Source organism: Streptomyces sp. NPDC101234 (assembly GCF_044767525.1).
GTDB classification, from domain to species: Bacteria; Actinomycetota; Actinomycetes; order Streptomycetales; family Streptomycetaceae; genus Streptomyces; species Streptomyces sasae.
In genome coordinates, this window is sequence record NZ_JBIWOA010000047.1 from 18,070 (window position 1) to 36,350 (window position 18,281).

The window sequence follows — 18,281 nt, forward strand, 5'->3', positions numbered from 1 at the left end:
ACCTCGGGTGTCTCAGATGTTGCGGAAGCGGTTGATGGCGTCGAGGTGCTTGGCACGCATCTCCTCGTCGCGCACGCCGAGGCCTTCCTCGGGGGCGAGGCAGAGGACGCCGACCTTGCCCTGGTGGAGGTTGCGGTGCACGTCGTAGGCGGCCTGGCCGGTCTCCTCCAGGGAGTAGGTCCTCGACAGCGTCGGGTGGATCTTGCCCTTCGCGATCAGCCGGTTGGCCTCCCAGGCCTCGCGGTAGTTGGCGAAGTGCGAGCCGATGATCCGCTTCAGGGACATCCACAGGTAGCGGTTGTCGTACTCGTGCATGTAGCCCGAGGTGGAGGCGCAGGTGGTGATGGTGCCGCCCTTGCGGGTGACGAAGACGGAGGCGCCGAAGGTCTCGCGGCCGGGGTGCTCGAAGACGATGTCGATGTCCTCGCCGCCGGTGAACTCGCGGATCCGCTTGCCGAAGCGCTTCCACTCGCGCGGGTCCTGCTCCCGCTCGTTCTTCCAGAACTTGTAGTCCTCGGCGTTGCGGTCGATGATCGCCTCGGCGCCCATCGACCGGCAGATGTCCGCCTTCTGCGGCGAGGACACCACGCAGACGGGGTTGGCGCCGCCCGCGAGCGCGAACTGCGTGGCGTACGAGCCGAGTCCGCCGCTCGCGCCCCAGATCAGCACGTTGTCGCCCTGCTTCATGCCGGCGCCGTTGCGGGAGACCAGCTGCCGGTAGGCGGTGGAGTTGACCAGGCCCGGGGCGGCGGCCTCCTCCCAGCTGAGGTGGTTCGGCTTCGGCATCAGCTGGTTGGACTTGACCAGCGCGACCTCGGCGAGACCGCCGAAGTTGGTCTCGAAGCCCCAGATGCGCTGCTCGGGGTCGAGCATCGTGTCGTTGTGCCCGTCGCTGGACTCCAGCTCCACGCTGAGGCAGTGCGCGACGACCTCGTCACCCGGCTTCCAGGCGTTGACGCCCGGTCCGGTGCGCAGGACGACGCCCGCGAGGTCGGAACCGATGATGTGGTACGGCAGGTCGTGCCGCTTGGTCAGCTCGCTGAGGCGGCCGTAGCGCTCCAGGAAGCCGAAGGTCGACAGCGGCTCGAAGATCGAGGTCCACACCGAGTTGTAGTTGACGCTGGACGCCATGACGGCGACCAGGGCCTCGCCCGGGCCCAGCTCGGGCAGGGCCACCTCGTCGAGGTGGATGGACTTGCGGGGGTCCTTGTCGCGGGTCTCCAGACCGGCGAACATGTCCGTCTCGTCCTTGTGCACGGTGATCGCGCGATACGACTCGGGGAGCGGCAGGGCGGCGAAGTCGGCCGGCGTCGAGTCCGGCGACTGGATCGCGTCCAGAATGGCCTGAGTGGTCACGGTGTTGCCTCCGGCGATGCTTGCGCCCCTTGAGGGAAGGGGCGCTGAGGGTTACGTCGGTGCTGCTGAGGGTTTTGGGAAAGATGCCGTCGGTTCGGCGGGGGTGGTGCTTCGGCAGCGCTTTGTGGCGCGGGAGGTTGCCTGTGACGCAGGCGTCCGGCGGGGGAGCTGGTGGGCTCACCGGGACAGGCCGGACACCATCAACGTATGACACCGCGTGTCATGCCGCAAGGCACTGAGTGCCAGAACCTCGCCTCAGATGAAATCTTTACGTAACAAATGAGCGATGATCGATCGAACGGCCCATGAAAGGTGCCTGAAAAGAGCCCCTGACATGCCAAAACGGCCACCCGGGCGGGTGGCCGTCATCACAGGCACGGAGTGTCGCGGGACACCCCGCGGGAGGGTTCAGCGTTCCTTGAGAGCCTGTTCGATGGTCCGCATGACCTCGTCCAGCGGGGCGTCGGTACGGGCGACGGTGACCAGCACCTCGCCCTGGGAGGACACCGTCGCGGGGCCCGCCGGCTTGGGCGCCGTCGAACGCCCGGCCCCGATGCCCGTCCCGAACGTCTTCCGCACGATCGCGAAGGCATGGTCCAGCTGCGCCTCCACATCCCCCTGGCCGCCCGCCCGCAGCCAGCGCCGCAGCACGTGGTTGTGGGCGGTGACCACCGCCGACGCGGCGACCTCGGCCAGCAGCGGGTCGTCGTTCGCGTCGTCCGCGTGCGCGTGCTCGTCGAAGTGGCCGAGGAGGTAGCGGGTGAAGAGCCGCTCGTAGCGGGCCACCGACGCGATCTCGGCCTCGCGGAGGGTGGGCACCTCACGGGTGAGCTTGTAGCGGGCGACCGAGATCTCCGGCCGGGCCGCGTACATCTTCATGACTTCCTTGATGCCACGGCACACGGTGTCGAGCGGGTGCTCATGGGCCGGGGCCGCGTTGAGCACCGCCTCCGCGCGGATCAGCGTGTCGTCGTGGTCGGGGAAGATCGCCTCTTCCTTGGAACGGAAGTGACGGAAGAACGTGCGGCGGGCGACCCCGGCCGCGGCCGCGATCTCGTCGACGGTGGTCGCCTCGTACCCCTTCGTCGCGAACAGTTCCATCGCGGCGGCCGCCAGTTCGCGGCGCATCTTGAGCCGCTGGGCCGCCGCGCGACTGCCCGCGGCACTTTCCGGCGCGTCGGGCGTGGCTGGTGTACGTGAGGACCTGGCGGGCTGGGACATGACCCGAACGTACTGCATGTGCGCAGCTTGATGCGCATGTCCGGGGTTTCCCCCGCCCGCGAGGGGCGGGGGACCGCCGGGCCGGGTGGGCGGGAGCTGGCTGCCGGGGTCGAGCAGGCCGCCCCAGTCGTCCTCGTCCCGGAACCAGTCGCCGAGGCCGTCAGCGGCGGGCATATTCGCGGAAGCCGCGGCCGGTCTTGCGGCCGAGGCAGCCCGCGGCCACCAGGTGCTCCAGCAAGGGCGCGGGGGCGAGGCCCGGGTCGCGGAACTCGCGGTGCAGGACCTTCTCGATCGCGAGCGAGACATCCAGGCCGACCACGTCGAGCAGCTCGAACGGGCCCATCGGGTAGCCGCCGCCGAGCTTCATCGCCGCGTCGATGTCGTCGAGGGACGCGTAGTGCTCCTCGACCATCTTGATCGCGTTGTTGAGGTAGGGGAACAGCAGCGCGTTCACGATGAATCCGGCCCGGTCACCGCAGTCGACCGCGTGCTTGCGGATCTTCGTGCAGACCTCGCGGACCGTGGCGTGCACGTCCTCGGCGGTCAGCACCGTCCGCACGACCTCGACCAGTTTCATGGCCGGCGCCGGGTTGAAGAAGTGCATGCCGATCACGTCCTGCGGACGCGAGGTGGCGCGGGCGCAGGCCACGACCGGCAGCGAGGAGGTCGTGGTGGCCAGGACCGCGCCCGGCTTGCAGACCTTGTCGAACGTCGCGAACAGCTGCCGCTTGACCTCCAGATCCTCGGCGACGGCCTCGACGGCCAGGTCGACGTCGGAGAAGGCGTCGTAGGAGCCGGCCGGGGTGATCAGATCCAGGGTCTGGGCGGCGGCCTCGGCGGTCATCCGCCCCTTGCCGACGGAACGGTCCAGGGACTTGCCGATACGGGCCTTGGCGGCCTGGGCCTTCTCCTCGCTGCGGGCGGCGAGGACGACCTCGTACCCGGCCTTGGCGAAGACCTCGGCGATGCCGGAGGCCATGGTGCCGGAGCCGGCGACACCGACCGAGCGGACCGTACGGCCCTGGGTGAGCGCGGCGCCGTCCAGCGGGGTCTGCGCGTCGCGGACGACCGCGGCTCCCCCAGCTACCGCTGGGAGGGGCCCCCAGCCCGGGGCCTCGTAGGTGTAGAAGCCGCGGCCGGACTTGCGGCCGGTCAGGCCCGCCTCGCTGAGCTGCTTGAGGATGGGGGCCGGGGCGTGCAGCCGGTCGCGGGACTCGGCGTACATGGCGTCCAGGACCGTACGGGCGGTGTCGATGCCGATCAGGTCCAGCAGGGCCAGGGGGCCCATCGGGAGGCCGCAGCCGAGGCGCATGGCCGCGTCGATGTCCTCGCGGGAGGCGTACTTCGCCTCGTACATCGCGGCGGCCTGGTTGAGGTAGCCGAACAGCAGCCCGTCCGCGACGAACCCGGGGCGGTCGCCGACCGCGACCGGCTCCTTGCCCAGCTCGATGGCGAGGCCGGTGACGGCGGCGACGGCGCTCGGCGCGGTGAGGACCGAGGAGACGACCTCGACCAGCTTCATCGCGGGGGCCGGGTTGAAGAAGTGCAGTCCGAGGACGCGCTCCGGGCGGGCCGAGTCGGCGGCCAGGCGGGTCACGGAGAGCGCGTTGGTGCCGGTGGCGAGGATGGTCTCAGGGCGGACGATGCCGTCCAGCTCGCGGATGACCTGGTGCTTGATGTCGTACGACTCCGGAGTCACCTCGATGACCAGGTCGGCGTCGGCCGCGGCGGTGAGGTCGGTGCCGGTGCGGACCCGGGCGAGGACGTCGGCACGCTCCTGCTCGGTGAGCTTGCCGCGCGCCACGGCCCGCGACGTCGAGGCCTCCAGGGCGGCGAGGGACCGGGCGGCCTGGGCCTCGCTGACGTCGATGCCGATCACCTCGCGGCCGGCCTTGGCGAGGACCTCGGTGATTCCGGTGCCCATGGTGCCGAGGCCGACGACGGCGACGGTCCTGAGCGGGGACAGGGAAGGGTCGGACAGGGGAGTGGCCATCGCGGGACTCCAGGAATGAGGGTGACGACTGGAAACGCGCCCGGGTGCGCCGAGGGGGCACACCGGGTGCGGAGAGAGAGCTGCGTGAATGCGGGTGGTTCCGGGCTGCTGGCGCACACGCCCGGTGCTGCCGGCTCGGGCGTGCACACGCCCGGGAGCGGCGGATTCCGACCGGCCCTGTCCCGGAGCCGGGTCGTACTGCGGTACCGAGGTACCGAACCGACCTGATGCTCACGGCGGCTGCGTCACCAAACCGATGTGAGCGTTACTGCGAGTGGGTGACTCGCTCGATTGAGCTTAACCGGCGGGTAACGAGCACGCCAGTCCCCCGACTTTGTGATGTACGTCCCTCTCCTCCCGCAACCCCTCTACGCTGGGCTTCGTGGACGAAGAGTTGCGATCACTCACGGAGCGTCTGCGCCAGGAGTCGCAGGGAACGGCCGGCTACGACCGGCTCCTGGCCACCGAGGACCACGACGAGTTGGCGGAGGTGCTCACCGCCGCCGGACAGCCCCTGTGGGCCAGGGAACTGGCCGCGTTCCGCCTGGGGAGGGCCGGCGACCGGCGCGCCTTCGAGACCCTGGTGCTTCTGCTCAACCACCGCGACCCACCGCGCTGCGCCTCCGCCGCGCACGCCCTGGCCCGCCTCCAGGACCCGCGGACCGCCCGCGCGGCAGCCGCCCTCGCCACCAACGAACTCCGCGTCGCCTACGCCTTCCACCCGGTCCGTCTCCTGGTCGAACTGCGGGCCCCGGAGTCCGTACCCGCCCTCATCACCACGCTGGAACGCCGGCTGCGCCCGCACGACCCCTACCGCAAGGTCGCCCTCGCCTGCGTGGACGGCCTCGGCACCCTCGCCGACCCCCGCGCCCGCCGCGTCCTGAACGAGGCCCTGGCCCACCCGACGCTCGCCGAGGCCGCGGTGGGCGCCCTCGCCCGCATCCCTAGGCCGCGATGACGCCGCGGCCCCTGACATACCGCACCTCGGGCACCGGCACCCCGTCGACCTCGTACGGTTCCTCGGCGCCGTCGGCCCGGAAGCCCGCGATCTCGTAGAACCTCCGGGCGCGCGCGTTCCCCTTCAGCACCCACAGATACACGCGCGCGTGCCCGGCGCACTGGTCGAGGACCGTCTCCAGGAGCGCGCGCCCGGCTCCGCTGCCGAGATGCGCCGGATCGAGGTAGATCGCGTACAACTCGGCGTCACCGGTGCGCACTTCGCGGTCCCGGTACGGCCCGTGCGCCGTCCACCCGACGACCTCCCCATGTCGTTCGGCGACCAGGTCCGTCACCCCGTCCTCCCCGTCCCGGAACCGGCCCCGCCGCCGCTCGGCATCCCGCTCGACACTGAGCCCGTCCAGGAACGGCTGCGGCATGAGCCCCCGATAGGCGTACTGCCAGCCCCGGACGCGTATCTCGGAGACGCGACCACAGTCGTCGAGCGTCATCGGCCGAATGCGGAGCAAGTCGTCGTTCATGACGGCACCCTAGACAGCGAACGGCCCCCGGTGACCCGGGATTTCCGGGTCACCGGGGGCCGTCGGCGCGCGCTCAGCCGCGGAAGCCCAGCAGGCCGTGCAGGGTCGAGCCGTGGGACGACGTCGACGCCGCCCTCGTCTTCAGGGGCTTCGGGTCCGGGGTCTTGCGGCAGGTCGCGTCGGCCGTGCCGGTGCCGTGCGGGACCTTGCCGTCGGTCAGGTAGGTGGCGAGGTACTTGTCCAGACAGGTGTTGCCGCTCAGTGTGATGCCGTGGTTGCCGCCGCCCTCCTCGACGACCAGGCCGGAGCCGGCCAGCAGGCGGTGGGTCGTGACGCCGCCCTGGTAGGGGGTGGCCGCGTCGTCCGTGGCCTGGAAGAGGAGGGCCGGCGGGAGTTCGGCGTTGGCGATGTCCGTCGGCTTCAGTGCCTTCGTCGGCCAGTAGGCGCACGCCGCGTTGTACCAGGCGTTGTTCCAGGTCATGAACGGCGCCTTCTCGTACGCCGCCCAGTTGTCCTTGCTCCACTGGTTCCAGTCCCGCGGCCAGGAGGCGTCCCGGCACTGGACGGCCGCATAGACGCTGTAGCCGTTCTCGCCCGAGGCGTCGACGGCGGCGAAGTTCCGGTACGCCTCGACCAGCGCCGTCGTCTTCTTGCCGTTGACGTAGGCGGAGAAGGCCTCCGCCAGGTAGGGCCAGTAGCCGTTGTAGTAACCGCCGGGGATGAAGGTGTCCTCCAGCTCGGAGGCGCCGACCTTGCCGCCCGCCGGCTTCTTCGCCAGCGCGGCCCGCATGGCGTACCACTTGGCCTCGACCTTCTCCGGGTCGGTGCCGAGCTTGTACGTCGAGTCGTACTTGGCGATCCAGGCCATCAGGGCGCGTTGCCGGTCGTTGAACGCGTGGTCCTGGCTCAGGTTGTCCTCGTACCAGACGCCCGTCGGGTCCACGATCGAGTCCAGGACCAGCCGGTGGATCCGGTCCGGGTGCAGCTTCGCGTAGACCGCGCCCAGGTAGGTGCCGTACGAGTAGCCGAAGTAGCTGATCCGGCGGGCCCCGAGGGCCTGGCGGATCGAGTCGAGGTCCTGTGCGGCGCTCACCGTGTCGAGATACGGCAGCAGGCTCGCGTACTTCTTGCCGCAGGCCGCCGCGAACGACTTCACGCGCTTGAGGTTCGCCTCTTCGAGGGCGGTGGTGGCCGGGACGGAGTCGGGGCGCACCGGCTTGAAGAAGCCGGGCGCGCAGTCGATCGCCGGGCTGCTCCGGCCGACCCCGCGCGGGTCGAAGCCGATGATGTCGTACCGGGCCGCCACCTTCTTGGGCAGCGCGGAGGCCACGAAGCCCGCGAGGGCCAGCCCGCTGCCGCCCGGGCCGCCGGGGTTGACCAGCAGCGGCCCCTGAGAGGCCGACGCGGTGTGCGGGACGCGGGAGAGGGCGAGGGTGATCCGCTTCCCGCCCGGCTTCGCGTGGTCGAGCGGCACCCTGACCGAGCCGCACTGCAGCGTCGGGTAGTCGGTGGTACCGCACTTCTTCCAGGTCACCGAGGAGACCTGGACGGGGGATCGGGTGGTGGCGCTCGCGGGCAGGGCGGTGACCGACCCGGCCACGACAGCGGCGGCGGCGCACAGCACGGCTGCGCGTGTTCGCATGGGTCCTCCCAGGACGGAGGGATCGCGGACCGCACGTGTCACGGTCCTCGCCGCATCGTCCCGGAAACGGCGCCCGGAAGAACCTGATCTGACGATTATTGACCCAATTGGTCCGAGGGTTGCGCTCGAACGCTCCCCGGTGCGAACGCGCTCAGAGCAGCGTCAGTTGGGTCGGCTCCGGCAGCTCGGGCTCGTTCGTCGCCGGCACGGGGATCCGGCGGGGCGTGCCGGCCCGGTCGGGCCCGATGCCGTACTCCTGGGCCAGCTCGTGCACCTGACGGGTGATCCGGCGCTGGTACCACTTCGGCGCGTAGGCGCCCTCCGCGTACAGCCGCTCGTAGCGCCGCACCAGATGCGGGTGGTGGGCCGCCAGCCAGCTCATGTACCACTCGCGGGCGCCCGGCCGCAGATGCAGCACCAGGGGCGTCACCGAGGTGGCCCCGGCCGCCGCGATCGCCCGCACGGTGGCCCGGAGTTGGGCCGGGTGGTCGCCCAGGAAGGGGATCACCGGCGCCATCAGCACCCCGCAGCCGATACCGGCCCCGGCGAGGGCGCGTACGACGTCCAGCCGGCGCTCGGGGGCCGGGGTGCCCGGCTCCACGGTGCGCCACAGCTCGGGGTCGACGAAGCCCACCGAGACCGAGATGCCGATCTCCGTGACGTCCGCCGCCCGGCGCAGCAGGTCGAGGTCGCGCAGGATCAGCGTGCCCTTGGTGAGGATCGAGAACGGGTTCGCGTGCTCGGTGAGGGCGGAGATGATCCCCGGCATCAGCCGGTAGCGGCCCTCGGCGCGCTGGTAGCAGTCGACGTTGGTGCCCATCGCGATGTGGTCGCCGAGCCAGCGCCGCGAGCCCAGCTGGCGGCGGAGCAGCTCGGGCGCGTTCATCTTGACCACGATCTGGCTGTCGAAGCCGATCCCGGTGTCCAGGTCCAGATAGCTGTGGGTCTTGCGGGCGAAGCAGTACACGCACGCGTGCGAACAGCCTCGGTACGGGTTCACCGTCCATTCGAACGGCATCCGCGAGGCGCCCGGTACCCGGTTGATGATCGACCGCGCCCGCACCTCGTGGAACGTGATCCCCCGGAACTCGGGCGTGTCGAAGGTGCGGGTGGTGACCGCGTCCGCGCCGAACAGCGCGGTCCCGGCCCGGCCGTGCTCGGCCTCCTCGGTGAGGTTCTCCCAGCGCATGACGCCTCCTCGGTAGCACTGCGCCATAGAATAGAACATCTGTTCCCGTGATCGTGCGAACGATCTGTGGAGACCGCGCGGGCGCCGATTCCGATCGCGTTTCCGACCGCTTGAGGCCCGCTTCCGGCACCCCGATTTGGGCGGCCGGGCGCCGGGGTGGTTGGCTTGGCGCAACCCCGAGAACTCAGGTGCTGGAGGAACGCAATGGCGCAGGTCGAGGCCACTACCGAGCGGGTCGTCGCCGCGGACGCGGAAACGGTGTTCGACGCGGTCGCCGACTACAGCGGCACGCGCGCGAAGCTGCTCTCCGAGCACTTCAGCGAGTACGAGGTGCGCGAGGGCGGCGACGGCGAGGGCACCCTCGTCCACTGGAAGCTCCAGGCCACCAGCAAGCGCGTCCGCGACTGCCTCCTGGAGGTCAGCGAGCCCACCGACGGCGAACTCGTCGAGAAGGACCGCAACTCCTCCATGGTCACCACCTGGCGCGTCACCCCGGCCGGCGAAGGCAGGTCCAAGGTCGTCGTCCACACCACCTGGCAGGGTGCCGGCGGCATCGGCGGCTTCTTCGAGAAGACCTTCGCGCCCAAGGGCCTCGGCCGGATCTACGACGCGGTGCTCGCCAAGCTCGCCGCCGAGGTCGAGAAGTAACCTCCCGGCGGACAGGGGCCGTTGGCCCCGCGCCCGGCCCCTCACCGGTTCGAGTGGATCTCCGTCTCCACCGGCTTTGAACCGTAACTCGTCGCGCTTGCCCGTAGTTGTCGCCTAACGGCGGGAATTGTGCGCAGGTGCGACGAGGGGAGCGGTACGTGGGCGGAACGACACTGGTGCAGTACGAGGAACCGGCCATGGCGCCTTCGGACGCCCCCGTGCCGGAACCCGCCCCGGCGTCCGGACTCGGGCCGCGCCGCACCTGGTTGGTGTTCGGCGGGCTGATGCTCGCCCTGCTCCTCGCCGCGCTGGACCAGATGATCGTCGCCACCGCGCTGCCGAAGATCGTCGGTGAACTGCACGGCCTCGACAGGATGTCCTGGGCGATCACCGCCTATCTGCTCACCGCCACCGTGGGCCTCCCCGTCTACGGCAAACTCGGCGACCTCATCGGCCGCAAGGGTGTCTTCCAGTTCGCGATCCTCGTCTTCGCGGTCGGCTCCGCGCTCTCCGGACGGGCGCAGACGATGGACCAGTTGATCGCCTTCCGGGCCGTACAGGGCGTCGGCGCCGGCGGGTTGATGATCGGTGTGCAGGCGATCATCGCCGACATCGTGCCGCCACGGCAGCGCGGCCGGTTCATGGGCCTGATCGGCGCCGCCTTCGGTCTCGCCTCCGTCGCCGGACCCCTGCTCGGCGGCTATTTCACCGATCACCTCTCGTGGCGCTGGTGCTTCTACGTCAACGTCCCCTTCGGCCTGGTCACGCTGGCCGTCATCACCGTCGTACTGAAGCTGCCGAAGCCCCCGGCCCGCGGCCGTTTCGACGTGCTGGGCGCGCTGTTGCTCGCCACCGTCTCCACCTGCCTCGTCCTGCTGACCAGTTGGGGCGGGACCGAGTACGCATGGGGCTCGCACGTCGTCCTCGGGCTCGGCGCGGGGGCGCTGGCCGCCACCGGGCTGTTCCTCCTCGTCGAGCGCCACGCGGTCGAACCCCTCATCCCGCTCCGGCTGTTCCGGGACCCCGTCTTCGACGTGACCGGTCTGGTCGGACTGGTCGTCGGCGTCGCCCTGTTCGGCGCCGCCAGCTATCTGCCGACCTTCCTGCAGATGGTCGACGGCGCCTCGGCCACCGGGTCCGGGCTGCTGATGCTGCCCATGATGGGCGGGATCGTCGGCGCCTCGGTCGTCGCGGGACAGCTCATCAGCCGCACCGGGCGCTACCGGATCTACCCGGTGCTCGGCGGGGTACTGTCGGTCGTCGGCATGTGGCTCCTCTCCCGGCTCGAAGTCGGCACCCCGCGCTGGCAGTACAGCATCTGGATGGCTGTCCTCGGCGCCGGGATCGGCATGGTGATGCCGGTGCTGGTCCTCGCCGTGCAGAACTCCGTACGGCCCGCCGACCTCGGCACCGCCACCAGCGCCAACAACTACTTCCGGCAGATCGGCGGCAGCGTCGGCGCCGCGGTCTTTGGCACCCTGTTCGCCGACCGGCTCGCCGACGCCCTGCACCGACAGCTCCCCGCCCGCACCGGCAGCCGCCTGCCCGACCCCGAATCCCTCACCCCGCAGCTCGTCCACGCGCTGCCCCCGGCACTGCGCGACGCGTACATCCGCGCCTACGCCGACGCGATGCCCCGGATCTTCCTCTACCTGGTCCCGGTGCTGGTCCTCGGCCTGATCGTCGCCTGCTTCCTCAAGGAGAAACCGCTGGTGTCCCACTACACCGCCGAACCGGAGCCCGCGTCCGTGACCGCCCCGATCCCGCAGGCCCGCCCCCAGCCGTCGGCCGGCGCGACCCCCGTCCCGCCCCGCCCGGGCGCCGGGATCCCCGTCTGCGGCACGGTCCAGCACCCGGACGGGACCGTGGTGCCCCGCGCCGCGCTCACCCTCATCGACTCCGTCGGCCGGCAGATCGGCCGGGGCGCCAGCGGCGAGGACGGACGGTACGCCCTGGCCACGCCCGGCTCAGGGGCGTACGTCCTGATCGCCGCCGCCGGCGGCCATCAGCCGCAGGCCGTCACCGTGACCGTCGGCGAGCGGCCCGTCGAGCTGGACGTCGTCCTCGGCGGCGCCGGGCGCCTCGCGGGCAGTGTCCTCACCGCCGACGGCTCGCCGGTGTGGGACGCCACCGTCACCCTCACCAACGTGCACGGCGAGGTCGTCGCCAGTGTGCGCAGCGGGCGCGAGGGCGGCTATGTCATCACCGAGCTGGTGGCCGGCGAGTACACCCTCGCCGCCAGCGCCCCCGCCTTCCGCCCCGCCGCCATCCCGGTCACCGTCCAGGCCGCCCGGGAGACCCGGCAGGACGTCGAACTCGCGGGCGGCGCCGTGCTGAAGGGCACCGTCCGGGCCGGCGGCGGGCGGCCGGTGCAGGACGCGCGCGTCACCCTGCTCGACGCGGCCGGGAACGTCGTGGACACCCTCACCACCGGACCCGACGGAACGTTCCGGTTCGTCGACCTCTCCTCCGGCGAGTACACCGTCATCGCCTCCGGCTACCCGCCGGTCGCCACGGTCCTCCAGGTCGCGGGCGGCGGCCGCACCGAACGCGATCTCCAACTCGGGCACGAGGACTGAGCGCCGACGCGGCCGGACCGGTCCGCGCACCGCCCGAAGGCGCGGACCTGCGCGTTGGCGCGATTCGGTGAAACCAATTCCAGGATTGCCACACATCGCAACCGGCCGCCACCGTACGGTAGTGGCGGGCGGCACAGATCTTTTGCGGAGCCGTGGGGAGAGGGGCCTGGGCCATGGAGCATGGCAGCGAGCGGGACGCACCTCCCGGCCTCGGTGCCGGCGACGGGGCGGCGGGCCGTATCCCGCTGGCCGTGGTCGTCGTCGACCGTGACGGCCACGTCTCCCACTGGAGCTCCGGTGCCCGACGGCTCTTCGGCGCCGCCAAGGAGGAGGCGATCGGCCGCTCGGTCCTCGACCTGCTGCCCGTCTCCGGCGCCCTCCCCGAGGACGACGAGATCACCCCTTACGGGGCCTACGCGGCATACGACGGACTCGGCCCCGACCTGGAGTCCTCCCTCGACGGACGACTGAACTTCCCCGCCGCCGGCCGCGCCCGGCTCACCGTGCCCGACCACGGCCGCACCGATGTGCTGTGGTGGGCGTATCCGCTGGTCGGCCCGGGCAGCGAGAGGCTGCTCGTACTCGCCGCAGACGCCGAGCGGCTGCGCCAGGCCGAGCGCGACGAGGGCATCGCCTTCGAGCGCATCGCCCCCGGATTCGCCCTGCACACCGACTTCCCCGGCGCCGAGGAGCTGGCCCGTAGGCTGCCCGACATCCTGCCCAGCATGAGCGTGGACGAAGGCGCCCGGATCGTCGCCCAGGTCCTGGAACTCGGCTATCCGATCCTGGAGTTCAGCCAGAACGACCGGGTCCCCGTCACCCCCGACTGGGGTGTCACCCGCCGCACCGAACGCAAGGCCCGCCGCGAACGCGCCGCCCTCGCCGCGGCCCGGGGACTGCCGCTGCCCGAAGAACTCGCCGACGACGAGCGCGAGGACCTGGAGTACACGGCCGTCCGTGAGCGCCTCGAATTCCTCAACGAGGTCAGCGGGAAGATCGGCACCTCGCTCGACCTCTCCCGGACCATCATCGAGGTCAGCAGAGCCGTCGTACCCCGCTTCACCGACGTCGCCGGCACCTACCTGCGTGAACAGGTCGTCGCCGGCGAGGGGTTCCCGGACGGCGTGCCCGACACCACCACCATGTGGCACCGGGTCGCCCTCGAACACACCGACGAACCCGGCCGCTGGGACGACGTCGTCCCGGTCGGCGAGGCCATGCCGTTCCCGGCCCACACCCCGTTCTTCCAGTGCATGACCACCGGTGACCCGGTCCTCGTGCCGCGCATCAGCGAGGAGATGGGCCACGCCATCGCCTCCCAGTTCGAGAAGCGCGACATCAGGCCGCTGATCACCGGCCGCTCGATGCTGGTCGTCCCGCTCAAGGCACGCAACGTCGTACTCGGCTTCATGATCCTGCTGCGCCACCCCGAGCGCGAGCTGTTCAACGACATGGACCGGGTCACCGGCGCCGAACTCGCCGCCCGGGCCGGGCTCGTGCTCGACAACGCCCGCATGTACACCTTCCAGGAGAGCGTCGCCGAGACCCTCCAGGACAGCATGCTGCCGCACATCCCGCCGCGCATGGCGGGCTGCGACATCGCCACCCGCTATCTGCCGGGCACGCTCCTCGGCCGGGTCGGCGGCGACTGGTTCGACTCCGTGAAACTCCCGGGCGCCCGCACCGCCCTGGTCGTCGGCGACGTCATGGGCCACGGCCTCAACTCTGCCGCGATGATGGGCCAGTTGCGCACCGCCGTCCAGACGATGGCGGCCATGGACCTGCCCCCTGCCCAACTCCTGCGCAATCTTGACGACCTGGCCCAGCGACTCGGCGACGGCTACCTCGCCACCTGCCTCTACGCCGTCTACGACCCGATCGAGGGCGAACTGCACCTCGCCAACGCGGGCCACATCCCTCCGGTGCTGGTGCGCGCCGTCGACGGCCGCAGTGAACTCCTCGACCTCCCCACCGGTGCGCCCATAGGTGTCGGCGGCGTCGCCTTCGAGTCGCTGCGGGTGCGTGTCGAACCCGGTGACCGGCTGGTGATGTGCACCGACGGCCTGGTCGAGATGCGCGGGGTGGACATCGGCGTCGGCCTGGCCACCCTCTGCGAGTCCGCCGCCCACCCGGCCGCCTCCATGGACGACGCCTGCGACACCATCATCCGTGCCCTCAACACCCGCGGCGGCCGCAAGGACGACGTCGCCCTGCTGATGGCCCGCCTCAACGGCATCGAACCCGACGATGTCGCCGAGTGGCGGCTCGCCCTCGACCCCGCCGAGGTCCGCCGCGCCCGCGCCGCCGTCCGCGAACAGCTCCACGGCTGGGGTCTGGCCAAGCTCGCCGACCCCACCGAACTCATGGTCAGCGAACTCGTCACCAACGCGATCCGGCACTCCCACAGCCGTCCGGTCCAACTGCGGCTGATCCGCGGGGAGACCCTGCTGTGCGAGGTCGATGACGACGACCACACCCTGCCGACCCTGCTCAGCACGGGCCCCGGCGACGACACCGGACGCGGACTGCGGGTCGTCAGCACCCTCGCCCGGGAATGGGGCACCAGCCGTACGGCCGCCGGGAAAACGGTGTGGTTCGAGCTCACCGCACGGCGCCGCTGACCACGGGGGCGCGCGTTCCGTCGAATGTGGAGTGAAGGAACGCGCCGGGCGCTTGTGGCCGTAACCGGCGCACGGTAGACCGTACTCGCCCGTCACTCACGACGGTCATCTGCGGTTTCACCCTGGGGAGTTGGCCATGAGCGTGACGAGTCGGTACCGGCATGCCTGGGAGGGCTTCTGGCGCGAGGCGCCCGACGAACAGGGGGCGGTGTTCTGGGACGCCGAACCGGGCGTGACCGCCGCCGTCCATGTCTCCCTCTTCGAATCCCGTCTCACCGATCCCGGCCTGCCGATGGTCGACCTGGGCTGCGGCAACGGCACCCAGACCCGTTTCCTCGCCCAGCGGTTCCCGCGCGTCCTGGGCGTCGACATAGCCGAGGCCGCCGTGGAACACGCCCGGCACGCCGATCCCGCCGGACAGGCCCACTACCGGGTGCTCGACGGCGCCGAGAAGAGCGAGGCCGAGGCCCTGCACGCGGAACTCGGCGACGCCAACGTCTATATGCGGGGCGTCCTGCACCAGTGCGAACCCGACGACCGGCAGCCGATGACCGACGCCATCGCCACCCTCGTCGGCAGCCGCGGCCGGGCCTTCCTCGTCGAACTCTCCGAAGCCGCCCGCCCCATCCTCGGTGGCCTCGCCCAGAGCCCCTCCGGCCCGCCGGCCAAGCTCGCCCCGGTCTTCCGCCACGGCATCGCCCCCGGCGAGGTCGCCGACGACGCGATCCCCGAATACCTCCGCAACGCCGGCCTCACCGTCCTCGCGAGCGGCCAACTCCCGCTGACGACGACCGAGTTCGCCCCGGACGGCGAACGGATCGTGCTGCCGTCCACATGGCTGCTGGCGGGCCGGGAGAACTGACCGGACCCGAACGACACGGAGCCGGGCGCCCCCCGCCCGGCTCCGCGACCTACCGAGCGAAGGCGACCGCGGCAGCCCCCCGTCGCCGACCACCCGAACCCATGGCGCCCCACGGCGGCCGGTAGGGCTCCGCGTTCCGGTGAGCCCGCGATGAGCGCGCGGTGAACCGCCGTCGCCACTGCGGCCTCGTCGCCGGCCCCGCGCCGAGGACCGGCCGTTGAGCGAGGAGCGCACGATGGGTGATCCGACGCGCAGGACTGCACGGGCGGCCGGTGGGGGTGCGGGGCATCGGCCGGACCGCGTGCCTGGCGGCAGCCCTGCGCGGACTTGGCGACATCGCCCTGGCGGAGCGGGACCAGGACGCCGGGCTGGGCCAGGTCGCCGAGGCGCGTGGCGTCCGCTTCGGCGCTCGGGTCCGGTACCGGGAGGCAGGCCGGGCAGGACGCCGGGGCCGCGGTCGTGACGGCGGGCGCGGTCCGGGCGGACCGGTCGCGGAGCATGTGTGGGATCTCCGCTTCGTAGGAAGTTCCCTCGTCGGCGCGTAACGTGAAGCCCCATGAAGATCCTCATCAGCGCCGACATGGAAGGCGCCACCGGGGTGACCTGGCCCGGCGACGTGCTGCCCGGGACGCCGCAGTGGGAGCGGTGCCGGTCGATGTTCACCTCCGACGTCAACGCCGCCGTCCTCGGTTTCTACGACGGCGGCGCCGACGAGGTCGTCATCAACGAGGCCCACTGGAGCATGCGCAACCTGCTCCTGGAGCAGCTCGACGAACGCGCCGAGCTGCTCACCGGCCGCCACAAGTCCCTCTCCATGGTCGAGGGCGTCCAGCACGGTGACATCGACGGCATCGCCTTCGTCGGCTACCACACCGGCGCCGGCATGGAGGGCGTCCTCGCCCACACCTACCTCGCCAACTCCATCACAGGCGTCTGGCTCAACGACGTCCGCGCCAGCGAGGGCCTGCTCAACGCACACGTCGTCGCCGAGTACGGCGTGCCCGTCGTCCTCTTCACCGGCGACGACCTGGCCTGCGAGGACGCCCTCGGCTATGCGCCCGAGGCCCTCAAGGTCGCCGTCAAGGACCATGTGTCGCGGTACGCGGCCGTCTGCCGTACCCCGGCCAGGACCGCCGCCGACATCCGTTCCGCCGCTAAGGACGCCGCCCGCCTCGCGGTACGGCACACACCCGTGACCGGCGGACCCTTCACGATCGCCCTGGAGTTCGACGCCGAGCACCTCGCCCTCTCCGCCACCGTCGTCCCCGGCGTCGAACGGATCGGCGAGCGGAAGGTGGCGTACACCGAAGCGACCATGTACGACGGCATCCGCACCTTCAAGGCGGTCACCACGATCGTCTCGTCCGCGGTGGAGGAGCAGTATGGCTGACGAGCAGGCACTGGACGAGGTCGTCCGGTTCACCTCCGAACTGATCCGGATCGACACCAGCAACCGCGGCGGCGGCGACTGCCGGGAGCGGCCCGCCGCCGAGTACGCGGCGGAGCAGCTCGCCGGGGCCGGCCTGGAGCCGATCCTCCTGGAGCGGACCGAGGGGCGCACCAACGTCGTCGCCCGTATCGAGGGCACCGACCCGGCCGCCGACGCGCTCCTTGTCCACGGCCACCTCGACGTGGTGCCGGCCCAGGCCGCCGACTGGAGCGTCCCCCCGTTCTCCGGGGAGATCCGCGACGGGGTCGTGTGGGGCCGGGGCGCCGTCGACATGAAGAACATGGACGCGATGATCCTGGCGGTGGTGCGGACCTGGGCCCGCCAAGGGCTGCGCCCGCGCCGGGACATCGTCGTCGCGTTCACCGCCGACGAGGAGGACAGCGCGGTGGACGGCTCCGGGTTCCTCGCCGACCACCACCCCGAACTGTTCGAGGGCTGCACCGAGGGCGTCGGCGAGTCGGGCGCCTTCACCTTCCACGACGGCAGCGGACGCCACATCTATCCCATCGCCGCAGGAGAGCGCGGCACCGGCTGGCTGAAGCTCACCGCGCGCGGCCGCGCCGGCCACGGCTCCAAGGTGAACAACGAGAACGCGGTCACCCGTATCGCCGCCGCCGTCACCCGCATCGGCGAGCACCGGTGGCCGCTCCGCCTCACCCCCACGGTCCGTGCCGCCCTCACCGAACTCGCCGCCCTCTACGGCATCGCCCCCGACCTGCGCGAGGTGGACCTGCTCCTGGACAAGCTCGGCCCGGCCGCCAAGCTGGTCGAGGCCACCCTCCGCAACAGCGCCAACCCGACCATGCTGAACGCCGGTTACAAGGTCAACGTCATCCCCGGCGAGGCCGTCGCCTTCGTCGACGGACGCTTTCTGTACGGCACCGAGGACGAGTTCCGCGCCACCCTGGACCATCTCACGGGACCCGACGTCGACTGGGAGTTCCACCACCGCGGGGTCGCCCTCCAGGCGCCGCTGGACTCGCCGACGTACGCCCGGATGCGCGCCGCCGTCGAGGAGTTCGCGCCCGAAGGGCATGTGGTGCCGTACTGCATGTCCGGCGGCACCGACGCCAAGCAGTTCTCCCGGCTCGGCATCACCGGCTACGGCTTCGCCCCGCTCAGGCTCCCCGAGGGCCTCGACTACCAGGCGATGTTCCACGGCGTCGACGAACGCGTCCCCGTCGAGGCACTGCACTTCGGCGTCCGGGTCCTGGACCACTTCCTGCGCACGGCATAGACGGT

14 protein-coding genes are annotated in these 18,281 nt (G+C 71.3%); 8 read left to right on the plus strand and 6 right to left on the minus strand.

Features of this window, described 5'->3' with window-relative positions; genetic code table 11:
• Positions 1 to 12: 12 nt before the first annotated feature.
• The 3 genes from ccrA to ACIRR9_RS48725 all read right to left on the minus strand — a co-directional run bounded on the left by ccrA (position 13) and on the right by ACIRR9_RS48725 (position 4,570).
• Positions 13 to 1,356, minus strand: coding sequence for a crotonyl-CoA carboxylase/reductase (gene ccrA, locus ACIRR9_RS48715; protein WP_403766246.1), 1,344 nt, complete (start codon positions 1,354 to 1,356; stop codon positions 13 to 15).
• Positions 1,357 to 1,764: 408 nt separating this feature from the next.
• Positions 1,765 to 2,577, minus strand: a complete 813-nt coding sequence (locus ACIRR9_RS48720) for a TetR family transcriptional regulator (RefSeq protein ID WP_365347028.1) — start codon at positions 2,575 to 2,577, stop codon at positions 1,765 to 1,767.
• 160 nt (positions 2,578 to 2,737) lie between these two features.
• A complete protein-coding gene (locus tag ACIRR9_RS48725; protein WP_403766249.1) occupies positions 2,738 to 4,570 on the minus strand; it encodes a 3-hydroxyacyl-CoA dehydrogenase family protein in 1,833 nt (610 codons plus the stop codon).
• A 382-nt stretch (positions 4,571 to 4,952) separates the two neighbouring features.
• On the opposite strand from ACIRR9_RS48725, the gene ACIRR9_RS48730 reads away from it, so the two are divergent.
• The gene (locus ACIRR9_RS48730; RefSeq protein ID WP_403766252.1) at positions 4,953 to 5,528 is read left to right on the plus strand and encodes an adenylosuccinate lyase; all 576 of its coding nucleotides are present in this window, start codon (positions 4,953 to 4,955) and stop codon (positions 5,526 to 5,528) included.
• Here the strand turns inward: ACIRR9_RS48730 and ACIRR9_RS48735 are convergent.
• From ACIRR9_RS48735 to ACIRR9_RS48745, 3 genes are all read right to left on the minus strand, one after another.
• The gene (locus ACIRR9_RS48735) at positions 5,515 to 6,048 is read right to left on the minus strand and encodes a GNAT family N-acetyltransferase (RefSeq protein WP_403766255.1); all 534 of its coding nucleotides are present in this window, start codon (positions 6,046 to 6,048) and stop codon (positions 5,515 to 5,517) included. The two genes, ACIRR9_RS48730 and ACIRR9_RS48735, sit on opposite strands and share 14 nt — an antisense overlap.
• Before the next feature lie 73 nt (positions 6,049 to 6,121).
• Positions 6,122 to 7,690: an alpha/beta hydrolase gene (locus ACIRR9_RS48740; protein WP_403766258.1), complete on the minus strand. Its 1,569-nt coding sequence runs from the start codon at positions 7,688 to 7,690 to the stop codon at positions 6,122 to 6,124.
• 151 nt (positions 7,691 to 7,841) lie between these two features.
• Positions 7,842 to 8,879: an Rv2578c family radical SAM protein gene (locus tag ACIRR9_RS48745; protein ID WP_403766261.1), complete on the minus strand. Its 1,038-nt coding sequence runs from the start codon at positions 8,877 to 8,879 to the stop codon at positions 7,842 to 7,844.
• Positions 8,880 to 9,083: 204 nt separating this feature from the next.
• Between ACIRR9_RS48745 and ACIRR9_RS48750 the strand changes: the two genes are divergently transcribed.
• From ACIRR9_RS48750 to ACIRR9_RS48780, 7 genes are all read left to right on the plus strand, one after another.
• Positions 9,084 to 9,527, plus strand: coding sequence for an SRPBCC family protein (locus ACIRR9_RS48750; RefSeq protein ID WP_123972506.1), 444 nt, complete (start codon positions 9,084 to 9,086; stop codon positions 9,525 to 9,527).
• 158 nt (positions 9,528 to 9,685) lie between these two features.
• On the plus strand, positions 9,686 to 12,106 hold the full coding sequence (locus ACIRR9_RS48755; protein WP_403766264.1) for an MFS transporter: 2,421 nt from the start codon (positions 9,686 to 9,688) through the stop codon (positions 12,104 to 12,106).
• Between the two features lie 173 nt (positions 12,107 to 12,279).
• Positions 12,280 to 14,727 (plus strand): SpoIIE family protein phosphatase, encoded by a 2,448-nt coding sequence (locus tag ACIRR9_RS48760; protein WP_403766267.1) that lies wholly within the window; start codon positions 12,280 to 12,282, stop codon positions 14,725 to 14,727.
• Between the two features lie 136 nt (positions 14,728 to 14,863).
• A complete protein-coding gene (locus ACIRR9_RS48765; RefSeq protein WP_403766270.1) occupies positions 14,864 to 15,589 on the plus strand; it encodes a class I SAM-dependent methyltransferase in 726 nt (241 codons plus the stop codon).
• Between the two features lie 239 nt (positions 15,590 to 15,828).
• The gene (locus ACIRR9_RS48770; RefSeq protein WP_403766273.1) at positions 15,829 to 16,134 is read left to right on the plus strand and encodes a hypothetical protein; all 306 of its coding nucleotides are present in this window, start codon (positions 15,829 to 15,831) and stop codon (positions 16,132 to 16,134) included.
• 11 nt (positions 16,135 to 16,145) lie between these two features.
• Complete coding sequence (locus tag ACIRR9_RS48775) at positions 16,146 to 16,979, plus strand: M55 family metallopeptidase (RefSeq protein WP_384575128.1); 834 nt, start codon at positions 16,146 to 16,148, stop codon at positions 16,977 to 16,979.
• A complete protein-coding gene (locus tag ACIRR9_RS48780) occupies positions 16,972 to 18,276 on the plus strand; it encodes a M20/M25/M40 family metallo-hydrolase (protein WP_403766277.1) in 1,305 nt (434 codons plus the stop codon). The genes ACIRR9_RS48775 and ACIRR9_RS48780 overlap by 8 nt, the downstream gene beginning before the upstream one ends.
• Positions 18,277 to 18,281 lie beyond the last annotated feature (5 nt).

Coding starts and splice junctions, on each gene's coding strand:
- ACIRR9_RS48720 (WP_365347028.1), bottom strand. CDS start 2,577: ATGTCCCAGCCCGCCAGGTCCTCACGTACACCAGCCACGCCCGACGCG.
- ACIRR9_RS48725 (WP_403766249.1), bottom strand. CDS start 4,570: ATGGCCACTCCCCTGTCCGACCCTTCCCTGTCCCCGCTCAGGACCGTC.
- ACIRR9_RS48735 (WP_403766255.1), bottom strand. CDS start 6,048: ATGAACGACGACTTGCTCCGCATTCGGCCGATGACGCTCGACGACTGT.
- ACIRR9_RS48740 (WP_403766258.1), bottom strand. CDS start 7,690: ATGCGAACACGCGCAGCCGTGCTGTGCGCCGCCGCCGCTGTCGTGGCC.
- ACIRR9_RS48745 (WP_403766261.1), bottom strand. CDS start 8,879: ATGCGCTGGGAGAACCTCACCGAGGAGGCCGAGCACGGCCGGGCCGGG.
- ACIRR9_RS48750 (WP_123972506.1), top strand. CDS start 9,084: ATGGCGCAGGTCGAGGCCACTACCGAGCGGGTCGTCGCCGCGGACGCG.
- ACIRR9_RS48760 (WP_403766267.1), top strand. CDS start 12,280: ATGGAGCATGGCAGCGAGCGGGACGCACCTCCCGGCCTCGGTGCCGGC.
- ACIRR9_RS48765 (WP_403766270.1), top strand. CDS start 14,864: ATGAGCGTGACGAGTCGGTACCGGCATGCCTGGGAGGGCTTCTGGCGC.
- ACIRR9_RS48775 (WP_384575128.1), top strand. CDS start 16,146: ATGAAGATCCTCATCAGCGCCGACATGGAAGGCGCCACCGGGGTGACC.
- ACIRR9_RS48780 (WP_403766277.1), top strand. CDS start 16,972: ATGGCTGACGAGCAGGCACTGGACGAGGTCGTCCGGTTCACCTCCGAA.